At 64.2% G+C, this 18077-nt stretch carries 21 protein-coding genes; 12 read left to right on the top strand and 9 right to left on the bottom strand.

The genetic code is table 11. The annotated features are described in order from the left end of the window. Positions 1 to 168: 168 nt before the first annotated feature. The 4 genes from BBTA_RS33330 to BBTA_RS40435 all read right to left on the bottom strand — a co-directional run bounded on the left by BBTA_RS33330 (position 169) and on the right by BBTA_RS40435 (position 2891). Complete coding sequence (locus BBTA_RS33330) at positions 169 to 852, bottom strand: acyl-homoserine-lactone synthase (protein WP_012046923.1); 684 nt, start codon at positions 850 to 852, stop codon at positions 169 to 171. Between the two features lie 81 nt (positions 853 to 933). Then, positions 934 to 1668, bottom strand: coding sequence for a LuxR family transcriptional regulator (locus BBTA_RS33325; protein WP_041751056.1), 735 nt, complete (start codon positions 1666 to 1668; stop codon positions 934 to 936). A 157-nt stretch (positions 1669 to 1825) separates the two neighbouring features. After that, on the bottom strand, positions 1826 to 2623 hold the full coding sequence (locus tag BBTA_RS33320; protein ID WP_012046921.1) for an enoyl-CoA hydratase/isomerase family protein: 798 nt from the start codon (positions 2621 to 2623) through the stop codon (positions 1826 to 1828). Between the two features lie 88 nt (positions 2624 to 2711). Beyond that, positions 2712 to 2891 (bottom strand): hypothetical protein, encoded by a 180-nt coding sequence (locus BBTA_RS40435; RefSeq protein WP_148221552.1) that lies wholly within the window; start codon positions 2889 to 2891, stop codon positions 2712 to 2714. 691 nt (positions 2892 to 3582) lie between these two features. On the opposite strand from BBTA_RS40435, the gene BBTA_RS33310 reads away from it, so the two are divergent. The 4 genes from BBTA_RS33310 to BBTA_RS33295 all read left to right on the top strand — a co-directional run bounded on the left by BBTA_RS33310 (position 3583) and on the right by BBTA_RS33295 (position 6323). After that, positions 3583 to 4251, top strand: coding sequence for a Crp/Fnr family transcriptional regulator (locus tag BBTA_RS33310; RefSeq protein WP_012046920.1), 669 nt, complete (start codon positions 3583 to 3585; stop codon positions 4249 to 4251). A gap of 19 nt (positions 4252 to 4270) precedes the next feature. Continuing rightward, entirely contained in the window at positions 4271 to 5155 is an 885-nt protein-coding gene (locus BBTA_RS33305) for a DUF6537 domain-containing protein (protein ID WP_012046919.1), read from the top strand. Positions 5156 to 5461: 306 nt separating this feature from the next. Then, on the top strand, positions 5462 to 5812 hold the full coding sequence (locus BBTA_RS33300) for a DUF3307 domain-containing protein (RefSeq protein WP_012046918.1): 351 nt from the start codon (positions 5462 to 5464) through the stop codon (positions 5810 to 5812). Between the two features lie 124 nt (positions 5813 to 5936). Continuing rightward, positions 5937 to 6323: a hypothetical protein gene (locus tag BBTA_RS33295; protein WP_012046917.1), complete on the top strand. Its 387-nt coding sequence runs from the start codon at positions 5937 to 5939 to the stop codon at positions 6321 to 6323. An 8-nt stretch (positions 6324 to 6331) separates the two neighbouring features. On the opposite strand, the gene BBTA_RS33290 is transcribed toward BBTA_RS33295, so the two are convergent. Both BBTA_RS33290 and BBTA_RS33285 read right to left on the bottom strand, forming a co-directional pair. Then, on the bottom strand, positions 6332 to 6652 hold the full coding sequence (locus BBTA_RS33290) for a YkgJ family cysteine cluster protein (RefSeq protein ID WP_012046916.1): 321 nt from the start codon (positions 6650 to 6652) through the stop codon (positions 6332 to 6334). Next, positions 6645 to 7343: a YafY family protein gene (locus BBTA_RS33285; protein WP_012046915.1), complete on the bottom strand. Its 699-nt coding sequence runs from the start codon at positions 7341 to 7343 to the stop codon at positions 6645 to 6647. Before BBTA_RS33285 ends, BBTA_RS33290 begins: the two co-directional genes overlap by 8 nt. 217 nt (positions 7344 to 7560) lie before the next feature. Between BBTA_RS33285 and BBTA_RS33280 the strand changes: the two genes are divergently transcribed. Beyond that, positions 7561 to 8289, top strand: a complete 729-nt coding sequence (locus BBTA_RS33280) for a glutathione S-transferase family protein (protein ID WP_012046913.1) — start codon at positions 7561 to 7563, stop codon at positions 8287 to 8289. A 1-nt stretch (position 8290) separates the two neighbouring features. Here BBTA_RS33280 and BBTA_RS33275 read toward each other — a convergent pair whose 3' ends face one another. Beyond that, the gene (locus BBTA_RS33275) at positions 8291 to 8923 is read right to left on the bottom strand and encodes a pyridoxamine 5'-phosphate oxidase family protein (RefSeq protein ID WP_012046912.1); all 633 of its coding nucleotides are present in this window, start codon (positions 8921 to 8923) and stop codon (positions 8291 to 8293) included. A gap of 120 nt (positions 8924 to 9043) precedes the next feature. Between BBTA_RS33275 and BBTA_RS33270 the strand changes: the two genes are divergently transcribed. Then, entirely contained in the window at positions 9044 to 9928 is an 885-nt protein-coding gene (locus tag BBTA_RS33270) for a LysR family transcriptional regulator (RefSeq protein ID WP_012046911.1), read from the top strand. A 5-nt stretch (positions 9929 to 9933) separates the two neighbouring features. Here the strand turns inward: BBTA_RS33270 and BBTA_RS33265 are convergent, their stop codons facing one another. Beyond that, the gene (locus tag BBTA_RS33265; RefSeq protein ID WP_012046910.1) at positions 9934 to 10347 is read right to left on the bottom strand and encodes a PaaI family thioesterase; all 414 of its coding nucleotides are present in this window, start codon (positions 10345 to 10347) and stop codon (positions 9934 to 9936) included. Positions 10348 to 10759: 412 nt separating this feature from the next. Between BBTA_RS33265 and BBTA_RS33260 the strand changes: the two genes are divergently transcribed. The 4 genes from BBTA_RS33260 to BBTA_RS33245 all read left to right on the top strand — a co-directional run bounded on the left by BBTA_RS33260 (position 10760) and on the right by BBTA_RS33245 (position 14338). Continuing rightward, positions 10760 to 11776 (top strand): TRAP transporter substrate-binding protein, encoded by a 1017-nt coding sequence (locus BBTA_RS33260; protein ID WP_012046909.1) that lies wholly within the window; start codon positions 10760 to 10762, stop codon positions 11774 to 11776. A 250-nt stretch (positions 11777 to 12026) separates the two neighbouring features. After that, positions 12027 to 12536 (top strand): TRAP transporter small permease, encoded by a 510-nt coding sequence (locus BBTA_RS33255; RefSeq protein WP_012046908.1) that lies wholly within the window; start codon positions 12027 to 12029, stop codon positions 12534 to 12536. A 6-nt stretch (positions 12537 to 12542) separates the two neighbouring features. Further along, the gene (locus BBTA_RS33250; RefSeq protein ID WP_012046907.1) at positions 12543 to 13862 is read left to right on the top strand and encodes a TRAP transporter large permease; all 1320 of its coding nucleotides are present in this window, start codon (positions 12543 to 12545) and stop codon (positions 13860 to 13862) included. Next, positions 13859 to 14338 carry a DUF3237 domain-containing protein gene (locus BBTA_RS33245; RefSeq protein WP_012046906.1) on the top strand — a complete coding sequence of 160 codons (480 nt, stop codon included), beginning with the start codon at positions 13859 to 13861 and terminating at the stop codon, positions 14336 to 14338. Before BBTA_RS33250 ends, BBTA_RS33245 begins: the two co-directional genes overlap by 4 nt. Positions 14339 to 14573: 235 nt before the next feature. Here the strand turns inward: BBTA_RS33245 and BBTA_RS38350 are convergent, their stop codons facing one another. Beyond that, positions 14574 to 14933, bottom strand: a complete 360-nt coding sequence (locus BBTA_RS38350) for a hypothetical protein (protein ID WP_012046905.1) — start codon at positions 14931 to 14933, stop codon at positions 14574 to 14576. Between the two features lie 427 nt (positions 14934 to 15360). Between BBTA_RS38350 and BBTA_RS33235 the strand changes: the two genes are divergently transcribed. Together BBTA_RS33235 and BBTA_RS33230 are read left to right on the top strand one after the other, a co-directional pair. After that, positions 15361 to 16164 (top strand): crotonase/enoyl-CoA hydratase family protein, encoded by an 804-nt coding sequence (locus tag BBTA_RS33235; protein WP_012046904.1) that lies wholly within the window; start codon positions 15361 to 15363, stop codon positions 16162 to 16164. Position 16165: 1 nt separating this feature from the next. Then, the gene (locus BBTA_RS33230; RefSeq protein ID WP_049795430.1) at positions 16166 to 18067 is read left to right on the top strand and encodes a feruloyl-CoA synthase; all 1902 of its coding nucleotides are present in this window, start codon (positions 16166 to 16168) and stop codon (positions 18065 to 18067) included. The last annotated feature ends 10 nt before the right edge of the window (positions 18068 to 18077 follow it).

Below are 18077 nucleotides of genomic sequence, written 5' to 3'. Positions count from 1 at the left end.
TTCTCGATTGAAGGTTCAGTCACGGCTCAAAACCTGAAGTGTCAGCTATGGATTCTATGAACACGCCGTCCAACCTTTACGCCCTGGAGGTGGATGAGGCGACGATCCTAGGTCACCGTCTCCTGAAGGCCTTCCACAAGCTGAGGCTGACGCGGCACCGTGAACAACTCATTGCGCTGGCTGAAAGGCTGGCGGAAGATGAAGAAAGATATCCGGCAGGGCCTGGCGGCTGACGCCTTCGAGTCCCTGCCAGGTCAGGGTCGGACGGGTGAGGCCGATCTGGCTGCACAGCGACTTCCAGGTGCTCTCATCGCAATCGACAAGGACGGCCATGACGGCCATGCCGTCCATCATATGCGGCACTCCCAAGGGCTTCGCCTTCCAGCCGCATTTTTCGAAGCGGGGCAGCCACCAGGTTTCGAGGACGATCGAAAAACCGGTCAGCCCGATCGAGATGCCATATTCCATGATCGCGGTGAGCAGCAGCAGATCAATCCGTGGGCCGGCATGCTCGCCACGGCGTTCGGGGATGACAAAGATGCGCGACAGCTCATAGACGTCCGGGCGCTGGATCGGTCCGCGCAGATTGAGATAGGGAAAGATGTCGCTCATCAGCGTCGGCACCATTGTCGGCACCGCGCGCATCGAGCCGATCAGTTGGCCCTTGTCGATACAGAACAGATAGACCGAATCTTCGGTGTCGAATTGATCGATCTCGCGCCCGTCCGGACGATCGAGCGCCATCCATTTGCGTTGCTTGACATAGATCTCGTGACGCAGCCGGTAGTATGGATCAAAGTATTTCTCGTAGAGCGCGCGATTATCTCTGCGAACGACATGAATCTCAGGCATTGAAACCCCCGGTCGTCTGGAGCGGTTGGGGCCTGCAGATTGCCGATGTCCAATGATTGTTCCAGTGGCAAAAACGCCAGATCAGATCGTGATCTCGCCGTTGACAAGGGCGGTCGCAACAGTCGCCGTCTTGTTCTTGGTCTCCAGCTTGCGCTGGGCTTCTTCGAGATGCCAGCGAACGTTCCGCTCCGACACACCGAGGATGCGTGCGGTTTCCCACGCTGTCTTGCCACGCGCTGCCCAGCTCAGCACTTCGGCTTCGATCCTTGACAGGCGCCGGCTCTGCCCCCCCGACGTTGCACGCGCGAGGGCGCGGAGCCTCGAATGGGTAAAGATGCTGATCAGGTGGAGCGCGCCTCGGGCGTCCGGCGCGAGATTGGGCCGCTCGCCCGCAAGGCTGACCGCGCCAACCGCATCGTCATAGTGGATGGGCACGCAGAAGCCTTCGTTCAATCGGAAGTCGCGCGCACGCGTCATCACCTCATGCGCCCCCGGCTCATCGTTGCGGTCATAGGGCGCTTCCGACCATGCGAATGGATTCAGAGTCGAGAGGCAGTGCCGCGGTATAGGATCGTAGCGGTGGAACTGCTCTCGGGCATACAGGTCGAACCATTCGCTCGGCCAGCCATTGGCCAGGATCGTATGCTGCAGCGACTGCCCGGGGGCCGGCACGCCGGCCATGATGTAAGCGTGGAAACCCAGGTCGCCGATCATCTTCTCGAATTGGGAGAGCACGCTTGCGCTGGTCTTCGATGCTTCGATCGCATCGACATAGTCCAGAGCACGTCGCCCCCAATATGCATCTATCACTTGCATGTGAAAGTCTCCGCCCGAAGCCAAGCTAGCCGCGCGCAAAAGGCTGTCAACCGCAAATTGGAGCTTTGTTGCGATAGTTCGTTGAACGTGTGTCAGCACACCGTCTGGATACAGTAGGATGCATGCAAAATGCAGAAGGTCTGCGAGTACATTGCGCTCAGAATCGTGGCCTTCTCTTCTCTGCAAACGATTTCATTCCCTCCTTTATTTCTTCTCCTTCCATGCTGTCCTGGTATCTGCGGCGGGCTGCCGCCTCGTCGAGGGTCCCGCGGGCAAAGTCGTTGATAGCTCGCTTCATGCCGCGCATCGCGAGCGGGGCATTCGCGGCCAGCAGCGTTGCTAAGCGGCCAACCTCCGCATCGAGCGCGTCGCTTGCGACTATGCTGGTGAGATAGCCGATGCGCAGCATCTCCGCCGCGCCGATCTTCTCTGCCGTGAGGAAGAGGCGCTTGGCGTTGTCGATGCCGAGCCGGGAGACGTAGCGCTTGATGCCGTTCGGGTAGTAGTGCAGCCCGAGCCGCGCGGCCGGCATGAACATCTCGGCCGCGTCGATCCCGATGCGAAAATCGCATGCCAGCGCCAGGTCGGTCGATCCGCCATAGACCCCGCCATTGAGCCGGCAGATCGTCGGCAGGGCCAGATCCTCCAGCCGATCGACGACGCTCTCGAAGGACGGGCCCGTGCCGCCGGCTGGGTTCGTCTCGGCTGCGCCACCGATCGCGCCAAGGTCGTAGCCGGTGCTGAAGGCGCGTCCTGTGCCGGTCAGGACGAGGACGCGCAGGCTGGGATCGGCTTCGACGCGATCGAACAGGGCGATCAGGGCACCGAGATCTTCCGGCTGCAGACGGTTGAGATGTCGGGGGCGATTGAGCCGGATCGTGGCGCGCGCACCATCGATGGTCAGCACCGGCGTGCTCGGCGCCTCCGCGGCTTCCTCGGTCCGTTGGTGGGTCATGTCCTGTGCTCCATGGCGCGGCGTTGGTCTTCGGCGTCGATGCTCTGCAATAGATCCGGGTGGCGCGCCAGAGCGAGAATGGCGGTCCTCAACCGAAGCTGCCGAGGCCCGAGATCATCAGCATGGCGGCGACGACCGGGACCAGCGGCATGACCGGCAGCAGGTCGCCAGACCTGTCGTGGCCCCGGTCACCACGGCCCACCACAGCGCGGAGGAATCGCGCCGCCGCACCATCAGGAAAGCCGCGAGCACCGACACGAGTGAGCATGATTCCACGACGAGCCCCGCCGCGGGCGGGGATCGCCGGGGACGATCTTGGCGATCCAGGTCTCCGCGAACAGCCATCCGCGACGGGGGCACGCCTCAGCCGAGTACCACCGGTGCGGCGACCCCGGAGATCGTGTCGAGCAGGCCGTGCCCAGACCCGAGACACGCCGCGAGACGGCTGATCCGGGCGGCCTGGTGAACCCCGGCAGCCCGTTGGACGACAAAACAGCAGGGCATTTCCAGGGCAGGGCGATGATCCAGCGACCGGCGGGAGTCCACTGTCAGCCGGACCATGGCCGATCATTCCGAGCGCAACGGCCAGGGACCTCGCCCGCGCCAGGTGTCGTCTGTGTCTGTCGTCCGGTCGTCACGGTAAAGCGGGCATTCAAGCCCAGGATGGGCTGCGGTTAGGCCATCGGCGGCGGGCGCCTGTCGCGGATCGAGCACTGCGGGGACATGGCGGCAAAGTGCTCTCAGCAGGGAAGGCCGGTCAACGATGCCAGGGGCTCGGCCGGGGGAGGCCGACCTCACACCAGCATCGGCGGTGGGAATTTTTTCGTCCTGACTCGAATACCGGTTCAAACGTCGTCTGTTCGCCGTATATCACAAGTGGGCATTGACACGCTAAATTCGCCATGGAGGCCGGAACCAACTCGCCCGTCCTCCTGCATCCAAGAGTCTGGTTGATCCCGATGGATACCTCTCACCTGGTCGAACATGCAGGCGCCGCAGGCAGCCTCTTCGCGTCGATCTTCGTGGTCGCGACGCTGTCGATGCGGACGATGATCCCGCTGCGGGTCTTTGCCATCCTGACCAATGTCGTGCTGATCGCGACGGCGTTGCCGATGCACAATTATCCCGTGCTGGTGCTGCACGGGGTGTTGCTGCCGCTCAACAGCTATCGCCTGCACCAGATGCTGCAGCTGGTTCGCGACGTGAAGCAGTCGGTCAACAGCGACCTGTCCATGGAGTGGCTGAAGCCCTTCATGACCGAACGCAAATGCGCGAGCGGTGAGGTGCTGTTCTACAAGGACGAGAAGGCTGACAGCATGTACTACATCGTCAGTGGCCGCTTCCGTCTGGTTGAATCCGGAATCGAGCTGCCGGTCGGGGCGATTGTGGGCGAGTTCGGCATGATATCGCCGTCCAATACGCGCACGCAGACGCTGGAATGCGTCGAAGGCGGGCTCGTGCTGTCGGTATCCTACGATCAGGTTGAGCAGCTCTACGTCCAGAACCCCGCCTTCGCGTTCTATTTCCTGCGATTGGCCAGCGCCCGGCTGTTCCAGAACATCGAGACCCTGGAGCGGCGGCTGGCGCAGCAATCTGCCGCACCGGCGGTGGTCGCCAAATCGGCGTGACCGGGGAGCGCTGACAGCCGTGGAAAGTGTCCGGTCCTCGCTGCGATATTTGTTTGCCGACATCATCGGCGACGCGGATGGCGAGCCGCCTTTCCTGCCGGCTGGCCTGCCGGACGCCGCCGCTGCCGCCGTCAGCGACGGCATTCATCTGCTGATGGACTATCAGGGCGCGCGTTACGCCCAGCTTTATGTTGATCGCCTCCAGCGCTTTGTGCGCCGATCGAACGTCGATGCCGCCGCGCTGTGCCGAATCGCACAGCTCCTGGCCGCACGCATGGCCTATGAGGATCCGATCCGCATCGCCCAGCTCAGATTGGCCGAACTGGAGGCGGGGCGGGCGATCCGCGGCCGCGACGGCGATGATCTCCGGCGGTTCCGGCTCGACGAACTGATCGGCGTGCTGCCACAGGCGCTTGCCGATTCGCTGCTCACGGGATTCGAGCAGATCGGATGGCTGGGGCGGCGCCGGCTCAAGGTCCGGTTCTCGACCCGGTCGCGTCTCGCGGTGCGTCGCCTGCGTATGATGGCGGGGCTGCGGCGCTGGCGGTTGCAGTCGGTGCGCTATGCCGAGGAGCGCGTCTGGGCCGAGCGGTGGCTCCACATGATCGCGCGTGCGCTGGACAAGCAGCCTGCTGCGGCGAGCGCTGTGATCGAGACAGCAACCATGATCCAAGGACAGGGCGACGGCTATCGCCAGGGCCTTGCGGATTGGCATGCGATCATCGACGGCCTCGTCAAGCCGACCTTCGACGGCGTGCTACCGATCTCGGACCTCGCCGCTGCCATCGCGGAAGCGCGCGCAGCGGCGATGCCGGATCCGCGCCAAGCGGCTCTGAAGCGCGCGATCGCGCAGATCCGCGTTCAGGCGCTCTCGGTCGAAGCGAACAGCCACGCGGCGGAGTGAGTTCGGCAGTGAGTGCCGCGCGTGCGCTCTGCGAGCATCTGCTTTGGCGAGCGGGCGGTAACCTTATCCTTCGCACGAGGGTTGAGAAGGGTAGCGGAGTGCGAATTGCGGTTCCCTTTCGCGTGCAATTCGGCGGCGGAGATGTCATAAACGTTCCATACGCGTCGAATTGGCCGGGTTTTCTCAACAGATTGCGCTGAACGCCTCCAGTTCCCGGTGCGTGCAAGGTTAGTCGTAGCGAGAGCGTCAGCTTTGTCTTTACCCTCTTTGTCGTCGCAGGTTCCGGTTGGTGCGCTGGTCGGCTGGATGCTGCTGCTCACTTTCAAGCACGTCATTGCTGATTTCGTTCTACAAAATGCGTGGATGGCCTATGGCAAGGACCAGCGGAAGGGCTGGGCGCTGCCGCTCCTGGTGCACTGCCTGATCCACCTTGCGGTCGCCATGGTGCTGATCCTGATCGTGGCGCCGAAGTTCTGGTTCGTCGCGGTGGTCGACTTCGCCATTCACATCACCGTCGATCGCCTCAAGGGCATCTGCTCGTCGCGCTGCGGCGTGACCATCGAGCATCCCTGGTTCTGGACTTTGATCGGCGTTGACCAGGCGCTGCATCATCTGACCGGCTTCGGACTGTCGATCTTCATGGCGGCCAACGGCTGACGTCGCCGGCTTAGCGCCGTCCTGCCGGCTGATGCGGCGGCTCACGGCCTGATCTCCGTTCTCCAACATGGTTAACCAGACGTTAGCGATTCGCATCGCATCCTCTCGGCAAGAGGATCGAGCAATGTTTGCCAGCCGTAATGCCTTCGACAGCGACGACTGCCCGGTCGGCGATGAGCTTCTTGGCGCGCTCTACCGCGCGGACGAGAACGGGCTGCCCGCTCTGGTCGAGAGCGTGTCGGCCGATGTGAGGGCGATGCTTGCGCTATTCTGTTACCGTCGCGCCCATCTGCATTCGCTGGCGCTGGCGATCGCCTCCAGCTGCAGCGAGCAGGATCTGTCGGATGCTGGCGGACGCGTCGGCGCGGCGCTCTACGCCCAATCCCGCAAGAGCGGGCGGTCCGCCCCGCTGTCCAGCCGCAAGCCGATCTCCCTGTCGACCATGCCATTGTCGCCTGTCGCGCCACTCGACGACGAGCTCGATGACGAGCTTGCGCCCGTCACAACCTGAGCCGATTGTCAGGTCAGGTCAGGCAGGCCGAATTTGCGCCGCGCCATGGCGCATTCAGCGTCCCCCGGCATGCAGGTCCGGCAGACCTCCGGACGGATCGCGTAGATCCGGCAGGTAACCGCTTGCGCGATCTCGCCGTCGAGGGCGCAGCAGCGATCGTTCTCGCAGCGCATTCCCGACAGCCGCTCATTGACCAGCTCGGCCGGAATCAGATCGAGCGCTGCATCCTCCTCGATTGTGAATCGCGGCCAGTTCGACGAATAGGCGCAGCAGGCGCCACAGCTCTGACAAGAGCTGGCGTCAGTCTGATTGGACGGTTGTTCAGACATCCTTGGGAACCTCCCACACCAGGCTGCGCCGCCATTTGGCGCGCAACGCTTCGCGGCGCTCGGGGTATTTGTCGTCGAGATAGTCCGCCTCGACCACGCGGTCGGTGCGGAAGCTGCGGAAGTCGTGGCGCAGTTCGCACCACGCGGCGAGGATGCGGACCGCGTCATGATAGCCGATCGCGATCGGCCAGATCACCCGCTCGCTGTCGCGGCCCTGCTCGTCGCGATAGCGGAGCCTGATCTTGCGGCCCTCGTGAATTTGCGACCGCGTGCGTGACATGTCGATGCGATCCGGCTCGCGGCTCCAGGGCCGCGGCGCCCGGCTCGCCGGCTCCAGCACGAACGGCCGCAGCCGCTCCGGCACGGTGTCGGCGATCTTCGCCATCAGGTCCTCCGCCGCGCGCGCCAGCACCGGATCGGCATTGACCGCCACCCATTGCGCGCCGAGCACGGCGGCCTCGATCTCGTCGGGCGTCAGCATCAATGGCGGCAGATCGAAACCCTTCTCCAGGATGTAGCCCATGCCCGCCTCGCCGCGGATCGGCACGCGCTGGCCGATCAGCGTGGCGATGTCGCGATAGATCGTGCGCTTCGAGGTCTCCAGCTCGGCCGCGATCGCATCCGCCGTCAGCGGACGCCGCGTGCGTCTCAGCACCTGGATGATCTGGAACAGCCGGTCGGCGCGTCTCATGGTGTGTCCTGCGGAAGCGATCACCCCGCCGATGCTGACAGGATGCTGGCAGCAGCCTGTCCTTATACCGGGCCAACAACGAGATTGAAGGGGTGATGTCGATGATGATGCTTTATGGCCTTGGCCTTGCCACCACGCTACTGCCGCTGCTGACACCATGGTGGCAGCAGCATGTTCGTAGCCTCCGGCGTCTGCTCAGGAAGTCGGGAGTGCTGTCATGATCACGCTGTTTGGTTTGGGCGCGGGCTTCGGCCTGCCGGAGATCAGCCCCTTCGTCACCAAGACGGAGGTCCAGCTGACGATGGCGGGCCTCGCTTTTCGGAAGCAGCGCGCGATGCCGCCGGCCTCGCCCAAGGGCCAGCTGCCCTTCATCGACGATGCCGGTGAGCTGATCGCCGATTCGACCTTCATTCGTGCGCATATCGAGCACCGCTATGGTTTCGATTTCGATTCCGGCCTCGATGTGCGCGCGCGGGCGCAGGCCTGGGCGTTCGAGCGCATGATCGAGCATCATCTCTATTTCGCGCTGGTCGGCGCGCGTTGGGTCGACCCGGTGAACTTCGCCAAGGGTCCCGCGCATTTCTTCGACGGTGTGCCGGCGGACAAGCGCGAGAAGCTGCGCGAGGACGCGCAGTTTCGCGTCGCCGAGAACTATCTGATTTCCGGGCTCGGCCGCCATGCGCCGGACGAGGACGTCGATCTCGCTGCGCGCTCGCTGCGGGCGCTGTCGGTGCAACTCGGCGACCGGCCCTATCTGATGGGCGATCGTCCCTGCGGCACCGACGCGACGGCATTTGCGGTCATCGCCGGCATCCTCACGCCATTCTTCGACTCCGAGCTTCGCCGCCGCACCGAGACCTTTGGCAATCTCGTCGCCTATGCCGACCGCATGATGGCGCAGTATTTTCCGGAGTTCGATTGGGGGCGCGCGCAGCAGGCCGCCTGAGCTAGACGGCGGGTCGGGGCTCGCCCTTCAATCGCGCCAGCTCGGCTTCGAGCTCGGCGATGCGGGTGTCGCGGACGGCAATCGCCTCCGCGACATCGGCCGCATCGAACTTCTGCGGGATGTGTTGCGGGCAGTTGGTGTCCCAGGCCTCGATCGTGAACAGGATCACCTGCTCCGGACGCGCTCTGTAGCCCGCAGGCATCAGCGACTCTGTCAGCGCGGCATCGTCCTCGACGACGCGGGCCGTGCCCCAGATCTTGACGCGACGGCGATGCGCGTAGTCCATCAGGAAAATATAGGCGCGCGGGTTCTCCGACAGATTGCCCTGCGTGATGTATTGCCGGTTGCCGCTGAAGTCGGCGAACGCCAGCGTCCGGCTGTCCAGCACCTTGAGAAAGCCCTTTGGCCCGCCGCGATGCTGGATGTAGGGCTGGCCGTCGGCCGAGGCGGTGGCGAGATAGAAGCTGGTGGCCTCGGCGAGACGGTCGGCGAGATCAGCGTCGACCTCGCGGCGAAAGCCGCGCGTCTCCGCGACACGGGCATAACTCTCGCGCGATCCCTTGCGGGCCTGGATCGCCTTGACGGCCGGTGAGAACATGACGTCGGCGGACGTCCGGGTGGCGGTCTGGGTCATGGCAATGACTCCTTGTCGATGCGGCAATGGCTGTCGCCGTCCCGCCAATATGGTCCCGCTTGGCGTCGGAAATAATCAGGCGGGTTGACACTGGATCATTGCAGATGCTGCAATGATCGGATGGATCGCATCGACGCCATGCAGGCCTTCGTCACGGTGGCCGATCTGAACGGCTTTGCGCCGGCGGCGCGGCGGCTGAAGCTGTCGCCCTCGGCGGTGACACGCCTGATCGCCGCGCTCGAAGCGCATCTCGGCGTCCGGCTGCTGCAGCGCACGACGCGCTCTGTGACGCTGACCGATGCCGGCCGGCGCTATCTCGAGCGGACCAGGCGCATCCTGGCCGATCTGGAGGAGGCGGAACTCGCCGCCGAGAGCGAGCGCCTGCAGCCGGCTGGACGGCTGGTGGTTTCGGCCCCGGTCGGCTTCGGCCGGCTCCATGTCGGTCCCGTCATGGCGGCCTATCTGAGCCGCTATGCCGAGGTCGCCGCCGAGCTGCGTCTTGAGGATCGCCAGGTCAATCTGGTGGAGGACGGCGTCGATTGTGCGGTCCGCATCGGCCATCTCGGCGATTCCTCGCTGGTGGCCCGCCAGGTCGGCAGCATGCGTCGCGTTGTCGTCGGCGCGCCTGCCTACTTCAAGGATCATGGCGAGCCACGGACGCCCGAGGCGCTCGCCAAGCACCAAACCATCCAATTCGGCGCTGCCGATGATTGGCGCTTCGCAAAGGACGGCAAGGAGCTTCGGATCGCGGTCAGCCCGCGGCTGGTCACCAACAATGCCGACACCGCGATCCAATATGCCGAGGCGGGCGGCGGCGTGACCCGGGTGATGGCCTATCAGGCGGCCGACGGCTTGCGCGGCGACCGTCTCAAGCGGGTGCTGGCGAAATATGAGCCGCCCCCGGTCCCCATCCACATCGTGTTTCCGAGCTCCCGCCTGCTCTCGGCCAAGGTGCGCGCCTTCATCGACCTGATCGCCACGACCTGTGACTGGCGGTTCGGCTGACGGCGTCACGCCGGCTTCGGCACCAGGCGGAAGGTCGCGTTTGCGCGCGCGATGACCGTGTCATCGGCCAGCACCAGGCTCTGCGCGAAGCATATGGTGCGTCCGCTCTTGATCACGTCGCTCTCGACGCTCAGCCACTGCCCGATCCCGGCGCTGCCGATGTAATCGACGGCGAGATTGATCGTGACCAGCGACACCTCCCAGCCGAGCGCCTGAGCGCAACTGTAGCCCATCGCATTGTCCGCGAGCGAGGCGATCAGGCCGCCGTGGATCAGCCCGCGCGAATTGGTGTGCGGCGTCGCGAGCCGCAGGCCGAGGATGACGGCTTTGTCGGTCTTCTTGGCGTAGAGCGGCTCCCAGGGATCGGTGAACGGGCTCTTGCGAAAATGCGGTTCGAAGCCGGCGGGAATGCTGCTCATGCGGGTCTCAGTGATGGCTGGCGATGTCCCACAGTCAACGACATCAGCGCGCGTTTTGCACCGCCTACAAAGTTTCAAACGTCTTTTGCACCTGCGTTTGAAACGGTGCATCTCAGACGCTCTGACGGACCCCGCACGATGTCGCAGGCGCCCAGCCCTCCGATGCGGCAATTTCGTCCTGTGATGGTCGGACCGTGCAATTTCGGGTGCACGACAGATCCTTAACGTGTTAATGAAATGCCGTGCGTCTTCGACTTTGGTCTGTCATACTTGGCGCAACCGAAGCGATGGGCGCGCGCATTGCGGCGTGCAGCGATGGCAGGTGTGCCGTCACGCTTGCAATGATGTTTATATGCTATAACAATGAAGCAAAGGGTCCTCGAAGGCCCACCGATGGAAGGAGACGATCTCGATGAGGAAGACGCTTCTGGCGTTGGCGCTGGCTGCCGGTGTCACCCCCGCGCTCGCGCAGGACAAGACGTTCGATCTGAAGATCTCGCATTGGGTCCCGGCCAGCCATCCGCTGCAGAAGGCGCTGGAGGATTGGGCCGCGTCGGTCGAAAAGGCCTCGGGGGGCACCATCAAGGGCAAGGTGTTCCCGGCGCAGCAGCTCGGCAAGGCCTTCGACCATTACGACATGGCCCGCGACGGCATCGCTGATGTCACTTATGTGAACCCCGGCTATCAGCCCGGCCGTTTCCCGATCATCGGCGCCGGCGAGCTGCCGTTCCTGATCTCCGACGCCAAGGGCGGCTCCGAAGGCCTCGATGCATGGTACCGCAAATATGCCGAGAAGGAGATGAAGGACGTCAAGTACTGCCTGGCCTTCGTCCACACGCCGTCCTCGCTGCATACGCGGACCAAGAAGGTCACGCTGCCCGAGGACCTCAAGGGCATGAAGATCCGCCCGGCGGATGCCACCATCGCGAATTTCGTGACGCAGCTCGGTGGCACCAATGTGCAGTCATCCGCGCCCGAAGTGCGCGATATCATCGAGCGCGGCGTTGCCGACGGCGTGTTTTTTCCGGCCGGCTCGCTGGTGCTGTTCGGCGTCGACAAGGTCACGAAATTCCACATCGACGCGCCGATGTACGTGACGACCTTTGTCTTCGTCATGAACAAGGACAAGTACAACCAGATGTCGGCGGCGCAGAAGAAGGCGATCGACGACAATTGCAACACCGAGGCCGCGGGGCGGGTCGGCGAGCCCTGGGGCAAGTTCGAGGATGCGGGCGTGGACAAGATCAAGGCCGAAGCCGGCCAGGAGGTCTACAAGCTGACGCCGGAACAGACCGCAGCCTGGAAGAAGGCCTCCGAGCCGCTGTTCAAGACCTGGGCCGACGGCGTCAAGAAGACCGGCATCGACGCCGATGCCGCCATGACCGAGCTGAAAGCTTCACTCGCCAAGTACAACGCGCTGGCGCAGTAGAGTCTTCGATAGCCAAACTGTTGCGCGGCGGACGGTGCGCTCCCTCTCCCCGTTCTTCACGGGGAGAGGGTCGGGGGGAGGGGCAGCCAAGCGCACAGACCGTGCGGAGCGCCCCCTTCACCCGGGTCGCATCTGACGATGCAATCCGGCCTCTCCCCGCAGGCGGGGAGAGGCCGGGCCAACGCGCGCTGCGCAGCAACTCGCTCCACATCTTCGAGATGCAAACCTGAATTGTTAGAACGGGGACGCCATGCAGCGCGCCTTCATGGACCGGATCATCGACGGCATCGAGTGGATCGCCGCGTTCTTCGTCGGCATCGTCGCGCTCGACATCTTCCTGTCGGTCTTGCTGCGAAACACGCTGAACTATTCGATCCCGGATTCCTTCGACATCGGGCGCATGCTGCTCGGCATCCTGATCTTCTGGGGCATCGCTGCGACATCGTATCGCGGCACCCACATCACCGTGGATCTCATCTGGGGCAATGTCGGCCCGCGCTACCAGCGCTGGATCGACATCTTTGCCACCCTGGTGCTGCTGTTCGTCGTGACGGTGCAGACCTGGACCCTGTTCGACAAGGTGCGCGGCACCTATGAGGACAACGTCCTCACCTACGACCTGCACATGCCGACCTGGCCGTTCTTCGCCATCGCCTGGATCGGTGACGTCTCGGCTGTGCTCCTGATCGCCATCCGGACCTATCGCCTGATCTTCCATCCCGAGGAGATTCATGACCCTCACGTCAAGCCCACGGAGTAGTGCCGCATGAGCACGGATGCGGTCGCAATCATCGGCTTCGTCGCGCTGTTTGCCCTGATGCTGTTGCGCGTGCCCGTCGGCATGGCGATGGGGCTCGTCGGCGTCTCCGGCTTCGCCTACCTCGTCAACGGCACGGCGGCTCTGAAGCTGGTCGGCCAGACCTCGATGCGCACGGTCACGGACTACACCTTCGGCGTGATCCCGATGTTCCTGCTGATGGGAACGTTCGTGTCCAACTCCGGCATGAGCCGCGAGCTGTTTCGCGCTGCCAACGGCTTTGTCGGCCATTTGCGGGGCGGCCTCGGCATCGCCACGGTGGCCGCCTGCGGCGGCTTTGCCGCGATCTGCGGCTCGTCGGTGGCGACCGCCGCGACCTTCTCGGCGGTGGCCTATCCGGAGATGCGCCGCTTCGGCTATCCGCAATCCTTCGCTACCGGCGTCATCGCCGCCGGCGGCACGTTAGGGGCGATGCTGCCGCCCTCCACGGTGCTCGCGGTGTATGGCATCATCACCGAGCAGGACATCGGCAAGCTGTTCATTGCCGGTATCATCCCGGGCCTCCTGGCGATGACCATGTACATGGTCACCATCACGGTGATCGGGCGCGTCAGGCCGGACTTCCTTCCCAAGGGTGAGGCGCTGCCGTGGCGCGAGCGGATCAAGGGGCTGAAGGGTATCTGGGCGCCAGTGCTGCTGTTCCTGTTCGTGATCGGCGGCCTCTACGGTCTGCCGTTCCTGCCGCGCTTCACGCCGACGGAAGCCGGCGGCGTCGGTGCCACCGGCGCCTTCCTGATCGGCCTGTTCACCGGTCGGCTCGACAAGGACAAGATCCTGGCCTCGCTGCTGCAGGCGACACGCACGGCGGCGGCCGTATTCACGGTGCTGATCGGCGCGCTGATCTTCGGCTACTTCCTCACGGTGACGCAGACGCCGCAGAAGGTGACGGAGTTCCTCACCGGCCTCGGCCTCGGGCCCTACGGCGTGCTGGCGCTGATCATGGTGATGTATCTGGTGCTCGGCTGCCTGATGGACGCCATGGCGATGATCATCCTGACTGTGCCGATCATCTTTCCGGTGATCTCGCATCTCGGATTCGATCCGATCTGGTTCGGCGTCATCATCGTGATGACCGTCGAGCTCGGCCTGATCCACCCGCCGGTCGGCATGAACGTATTCGTGATCAAGAGCGTGGTGAAGGATGTCTCGTTCTCCACCATCTTCAAGGGCGTGCTGCCCTTCGTCGCGACCGATCTGATCCGGCTGGTGATCCTGATCGCCTTCCCGCTGCTCGCCACCTGGCTGCCGCAACAGATGATGAACCGATGACCGCGCCCGTTCTCGACACGAAGTATGTTTTCACCCTCACCGTGATGGTCGGCGACGTCACCAGCGCTGGCGAGACCGGCGTCGGCGTGCGCCGGATCATCCCGATCCATGGCGGCGAGGTAACGGGCCCGGGCCTGAGCGGCGAGGGCGTCTGCGGCAGGATTTGCAATTTGGGCGCCGACTTCCAGGTCATCCGCCCCAACGAGCTGATCGACCTGGAGGCGAAATACGCCTTGGAAACGGATGATGGCGCGACCATCTATGTCGAGAACCGCGGCATTCGCTTCGGACCGGTCGATCTGCTGCAGAAGCTCAAGCGCGGCGAGCCCGTCGATCCCAAGCTGATCTACTTCCGGACCCAGCCACGCTTCGAGACCGGCCACGACAAGTATCGCTGGCTGATGGAGCACATCTTTGTCGGCTCCGCTGCGCGGCATCCGGATCGCGTGATCGTCGACGTGCACGTGGTGTTGTAGGCCGCGCCGTTGCGACAAACTCCGTCATTGCGAGCGCAGCGAAGCAATCCAGGGCTGTGGGCGGGATTCTGGATCGCTTCGTCGCTGCGCTCCTCGCAATGACGGTGTGGCTGTGAGATGTGACTCAATCCACTGCTGTCGTCCCAGCGAGCGCAGGGACGAGAGCGGAGCTTGGGGGGGCGCCGTGGCGTTGAGCAAGACGATCGGATTGCTCGAATACCGGTGAGACGTCGAACTAATCCTCGTCGTCCCAATCCGACGCCCTGCGGTAGCCGTGGTCGCAATTGCGATAGCGGTGAGCCGGCACGTAACGGTAGCCCTCGTCGCCGTAGCCGTCATACGCCGCGTCGCGATAGTGGGACCGGTATTGGTATCGCGGCTGGTAGTGGTATTGGGAGCGATAGACCGGGGCGGGCTCATACGCCTGCGCGTCCGATGCCAGCGCGCCACCGATGAGGGCTCCGACAACCAGGCCGCCGATCAGCGCCGCATTGCGGCCGTCATGGGCCTGCGCTGGCGCCGCGCCGGCGAACAGGGTTGCAGTCACAGCGAGCGCGGCGATGCCGCCTGCGATAGATTTCTTCAGCGAAACCATGATCCCCTCCATTGGGAAGTGTGGTGACGTTCTACCTTGCGCGCTTTGAAGCCATGCTGAATGCGATGTTGCCCGCCATTCATGTCCGAAAGCCGCGTCGGTCCGGCCGCACCTGCTGCCGCCTGTGTTGTTGTTAGTAGGCGGACGACGACGACGGCGTCAGTCGGCGCCTGGCCCTGCCTGCGCCCTTGGCACGTGATGCGGGCCGATCTCGACCCGTCCCGGGCGTGATTTTGCCGCGGGAACGCCCGATCATGTCATTTGCCTTTGCGCGGTTGCGCCGTACGATGCGCCGCGCGTCGCATCGCGTAGTTCATTCCGGCGCCGCTCTTTTTGCATTGCACAACATGATATCGGAGCCCGCTTATTGACTCCTGGCAAGATCGTTATAAAATATAACTATTCTGGATAGGACACAATAGAGCCCATGGGAAACGCCGACACCGCCACGCCTGCGGGGGATCCGTCGCTGCTGCAGATCGAACAGCAGGGCGCCGTCCTGACGATCGGGCTGAATCGCCCCGCCAAGCGCAACGCGCTGAATGATGGCATCATCCTCGCCATCGGCGACTGCTTTGCCGGTCTGCCGGACGACGTTCGCGTCGTCGTCATCCACGGCCTCGGCGACAATTTCTCCTCCGGCCTGGATCTTTCCGAGCTGCGCGAGCGCGACGCTACCGAGGGCCTCGTGCATTCGCAGATGTGGCATCGCGTGTTCGACCGCATCCAATATTGCCGCGTGCCCGTGATCGCCGCGCTGAAAGGGGCGGTCATCGGCGGCGGTCTCGAACTCGCTTGTGCCGCTCATATCCGCGTCGCTGAGCCGTCCGCCTATTTCGCACTGCCCGAGGGCCAGCGCGGCATCTTCGTCGGCGGCGGTGGCTCGGTGCGGCTGCCGCGCCTGATCGGCGTCGCCCGCATGATGGACATGATGCTCACCGGCCGCGTCTATTCGGCGACCGAAGGTTCGTCCTACGGCTTCGCGCAATATCTGGTCGAAGCGGGCGCATCGATGACCAAGGCGATGGAGCTCGCTGGCAAGATTGCGAGCAACGCGCCGCTGACGAATTTCGCGGTGCTGCAGGCATTGCCGATGATTGCGGAGGCCAACCCGCAGACCGGTCTGCTGATGGAATCGCTGATGGCCACCGTCGCGCAGAGCGATCAGGAGGCCAAGCGCCGCATTCGCGCCTTCCTCGATCACAAGACAGCCAAAGTGAAGCCGACGTGACATGACCGCGCAAACAAAAACAATCACACAGGGGGGAACGGACAGCACGGCGCGGAGCGCCAGTGTTCATCCGTTGCGCGCCATCTCGTTCAACGATCCCGTCGTCAACGTCGAGCGCCGCGACGACGGCACCATCTATCTCCGCCCGACGCAGCCGCTCGGCGACTATCCGCTGCGGATCACGGACCGGCTGCATCACTTCGCAAAGGCCACGCCGCAGCGCGTGTTCATGGCCGAGCGCGTCGGGCCGGAAGGCTGGCGCGAGCTGAGCTACGCCACGCTGCTGGCGGCGAGCCGGCACATCGCGTCGGGGCTGCTCGCGCGCGGCCTGTCGCCCGACCGGCCGGTGATGATTCTGTCGGGCAATTCGATCGACCATGCCCTGGTCGCGTTCGGCTCGCTCTATGCCGGCGTGCCGTTCTGCCCGGTGTCACCGGCCTATTCGCTGGTATCGCGCGACTACGGCAAGCTCGCTTATCTGATGAAGCTGCTGACGCCGGGCCTCGTCTTCGTCGACGACGCCGACAAGTTCGCGGACGCGCTCATTGCCAACGTGCCTGAGGGCACCGAGATCGTGGCGTCGTTCGGTTCGGTGCCGGGCCGCAAGATCACGATGCTCGCCGATCTGATCGCCTCGCCGCTGTTTGCCGGCCTCGACGCCGTCCACGACAAGATCGGTCCGGACACGATCGCAAAATTCCTGCTCACCTCGGGCTCGACCGGCAATCCGAAGGCCGTGATCAACACTCAGCGCATGATCTGCGCCAACCAGGTGATGATCCGCGAGACGCTCGCCTTCCTGAAGGACGAGCCGCCCGTGATCATCGACTGGCTGCCTTGGAATCACACTTTCGGCGGCAACCACAATATCGGGCTGACGCTGTTCAACGGCGGCTCGATGTATCTCGACCAGGGCAAGCCGGTGCCGGGCGGCATCGAGGAGACGGTGCGAAACCTGCGCGAGATCTCGCCGACGGTCTATTTCAACGTGCCGAAGGGCTACGAGTCGCTGCTGCCCTATTTCCGCGAGGATCCGGGCCTGCGGAAGACCTTCTTCAGCCGGCTGCATGCGATGTTCTTCTCCGGCGCCGCGCTGGCGCCGCATGTCTGGAACGAGCTCGATGAGCTGTCGGTGGCCGAGACCGGCACTCGCGTGCCGATGCTGACCGGCCTGGGCTCGACGGAGACGGCGCCGTTCTTCATGTCGGTCAATCCGCGCACCAGCCGCTCCGGCCATGTCGGCCTGCCGGTGCCGGGCAACGAAGCCAAGCTTGTGCCCAACAACGGCAAGATGGAAGTGCGCGCCAAGGGGCCGAACGTCACGCCGGGCTACTGGCGCTTGCCCGAGGTCTCGGCCGCGGCGTTCGATTCCGAGGGCTACTATCAGATGGGCGACGCGCTGAAGCCCGTCGATCCCAACGATTTCAACGCTGGTTTCGATTTCGACGGCCGTGTCGCCGAGGACTTCAAGCTCGCCTCCGGCACCTGGGTCTCGGTCGGTCCGTTGCGCGCGCGCTTCGTCGCCGCCTGTGCACCGCTGGCGCGCGACGTGATCATCGCCGGAATCAACCGCGACGAGATCGCCGCCATCGTCGTGCTCGATCTCGACGGCTGCCGCCTGATCAACCCGACCTTGCCGATGGACGATCTCGCCGCGACCGCGGCAGATCCGCTGATCGTCGCGGCCTTCCGCGAGCGCTTTGCCAAATTCCAGGGCACCGCGACCGGCTCCTCGACGCGGATCACGCGCGCCGTGCTGCTTGGCGTGCCGCTGTCGATCGACAAGGGCGAGGTCACCGACAAGGGCTCGATCAACCAGCGCGCCGTGCTGGAGAACCGCAAGGACCTGATCGAGCGCATCTACGCCGCGACACCGGGCGACGACATCATCCTGGCCCGCTGACCGCCGCATT

It is taken from the genome of Bradyrhizobium sp. BTAi1, from assembly GCF_000015165.1.
GTDB classification, from domain to species: Bacteria; Pseudomonadota; Alphaproteobacteria; order Rhizobiales; family Xanthobacteraceae; genus Bradyrhizobium; species Bradyrhizobium denitrificans.
This window is presented reverse-complemented; position numbering and strand designations above follow the sequence as displayed.

What these genes read in the sequence shown, in the direction of transcription:
- BBTA_RS33330 (WP_012046923.1), bottom strand. Translation starts at nt 852, where the DNA reads ATGCCTGAGATTCATGTCGTTCGCAGAGATAATCGCGCGCTCTACGAG.
- BBTA_RS33325 (WP_041751056.1), bottom strand. Translation starts at nt 1,668, where the DNA reads ATGCAAGTGATAGATGCATATTGGGGGCGACGTGCTCTGGACTATGTC.
- BBTA_RS33320 (WP_012046921.1), bottom strand. Translation starts at nt 2,623, where the DNA reads ATGACCCACCAACGGACCGAGGAAGCCGCGGAGGCGCCGAGCACGCCG.
- BBTA_RS40435 (WP_148221552.1), bottom strand. Translation starts at nt 2,891, where the DNA reads ATGCTCACTCGTGTCGGTGCTCGCGGCTTTCCTGATGGTGCGGCGGCG.
- BBTA_RS33310 (WP_012046920.1), top strand. Translation starts at nt 3,583, where the DNA reads ATGGATACCTCTCACCTGGTCGAACATGCAGGCGCCGCAGGCAGCCTC.
- BBTA_RS33300 (WP_012046918.1), top strand. Translation starts at nt 5,462, where the DNA reads ATGCTGCTGCTCACTTTCAAGCACGTCATTGCTGATTTCGTTCTACAA.
- BBTA_RS33295 (WP_012046917.1), top strand. Translation starts at nt 5,937, where the DNA reads ATGTTTGCCAGCCGTAATGCCTTCGACAGCGACGACTGCCCGGTCGGC.
- BBTA_RS33290 (WP_012046916.1), bottom strand. Translation starts at nt 6,652, where the DNA reads ATGTCTGAACAACCGTCCAATCAGACTGACGCCAGCTCTTGTCAGAGC.
- BBTA_RS33285 (WP_012046915.1), bottom strand. Translation starts at nt 7,343, where the DNA reads ATGAGACGCGCCGACCGGCTGTTCCAGATCATCCAGGTGCTGAGACGC.
- BBTA_RS33280 (WP_012046913.1), top strand. Translation starts at nt 7,561, where the DNA reads ATGATCACGCTGTTTGGTTTGGGCGCGGGCTTCGGCCTGCCGGAGATC.
- BBTA_RS33275 (WP_012046912.1), bottom strand. Translation starts at nt 8,923, where the DNA reads ATGACCCAGACCGCCACCCGGACGTCCGCCGACGTCATGTTCTCACCG.
- BBTA_RS33270 (WP_012046911.1), top strand. Translation starts at nt 9,044, where the DNA reads ATGGATCGCATCGACGCCATGCAGGCCTTCGTCACGGTGGCCGATCTG.
- BBTA_RS33265 (WP_012046910.1), bottom strand. Translation starts at nt 10,347, where the DNA reads ATGAGCAGCATTCCCGCCGGCTTCGAACCGCATTTTCGCAAGAGCCCG.
- BBTA_RS33260 (WP_012046909.1), top strand. Translation starts at nt 10,760, where the DNA reads ATGAGGAAGACGCTTCTGGCGTTGGCGCTGGCTGCCGGTGTCACCCCC.
- BBTA_RS33255 (WP_012046908.1), top strand. Translation starts at nt 12,027, where the DNA reads ATGCAGCGCGCCTTCATGGACCGGATCATCGACGGCATCGAGTGGATC.
- BBTA_RS33250 (WP_012046907.1), top strand. Translation starts at nt 12,543, where the DNA reads ATGAGCACGGATGCGGTCGCAATCATCGGCTTCGTCGCGCTGTTTGCC.
- BBTA_RS33245 (WP_012046906.1), top strand. Translation starts at nt 13,859, where the DNA reads ATGACCGCGCCCGTTCTCGACACGAAGTATGTTTTCACCCTCACCGTG.
- BBTA_RS38350 (WP_012046905.1), bottom strand. Translation starts at nt 14,933, where the DNA reads ATGGTTTCGCTGAAGAAATCTATCGCAGGCGGCATCGCCGCGCTCGCT.
- BBTA_RS33235 (WP_012046904.1), top strand. Translation starts at nt 15,361, where the DNA reads ATGGGAAACGCCGACACCGCCACGCCTGCGGGGGATCCGTCGCTGCTG.
- BBTA_RS33230 (WP_049795430.1), top strand. Translation starts at nt 16,166, where the DNA reads ATGACCGCGCAAACAAAAACAATCACACAGGGGGGAACGGACAGCACG.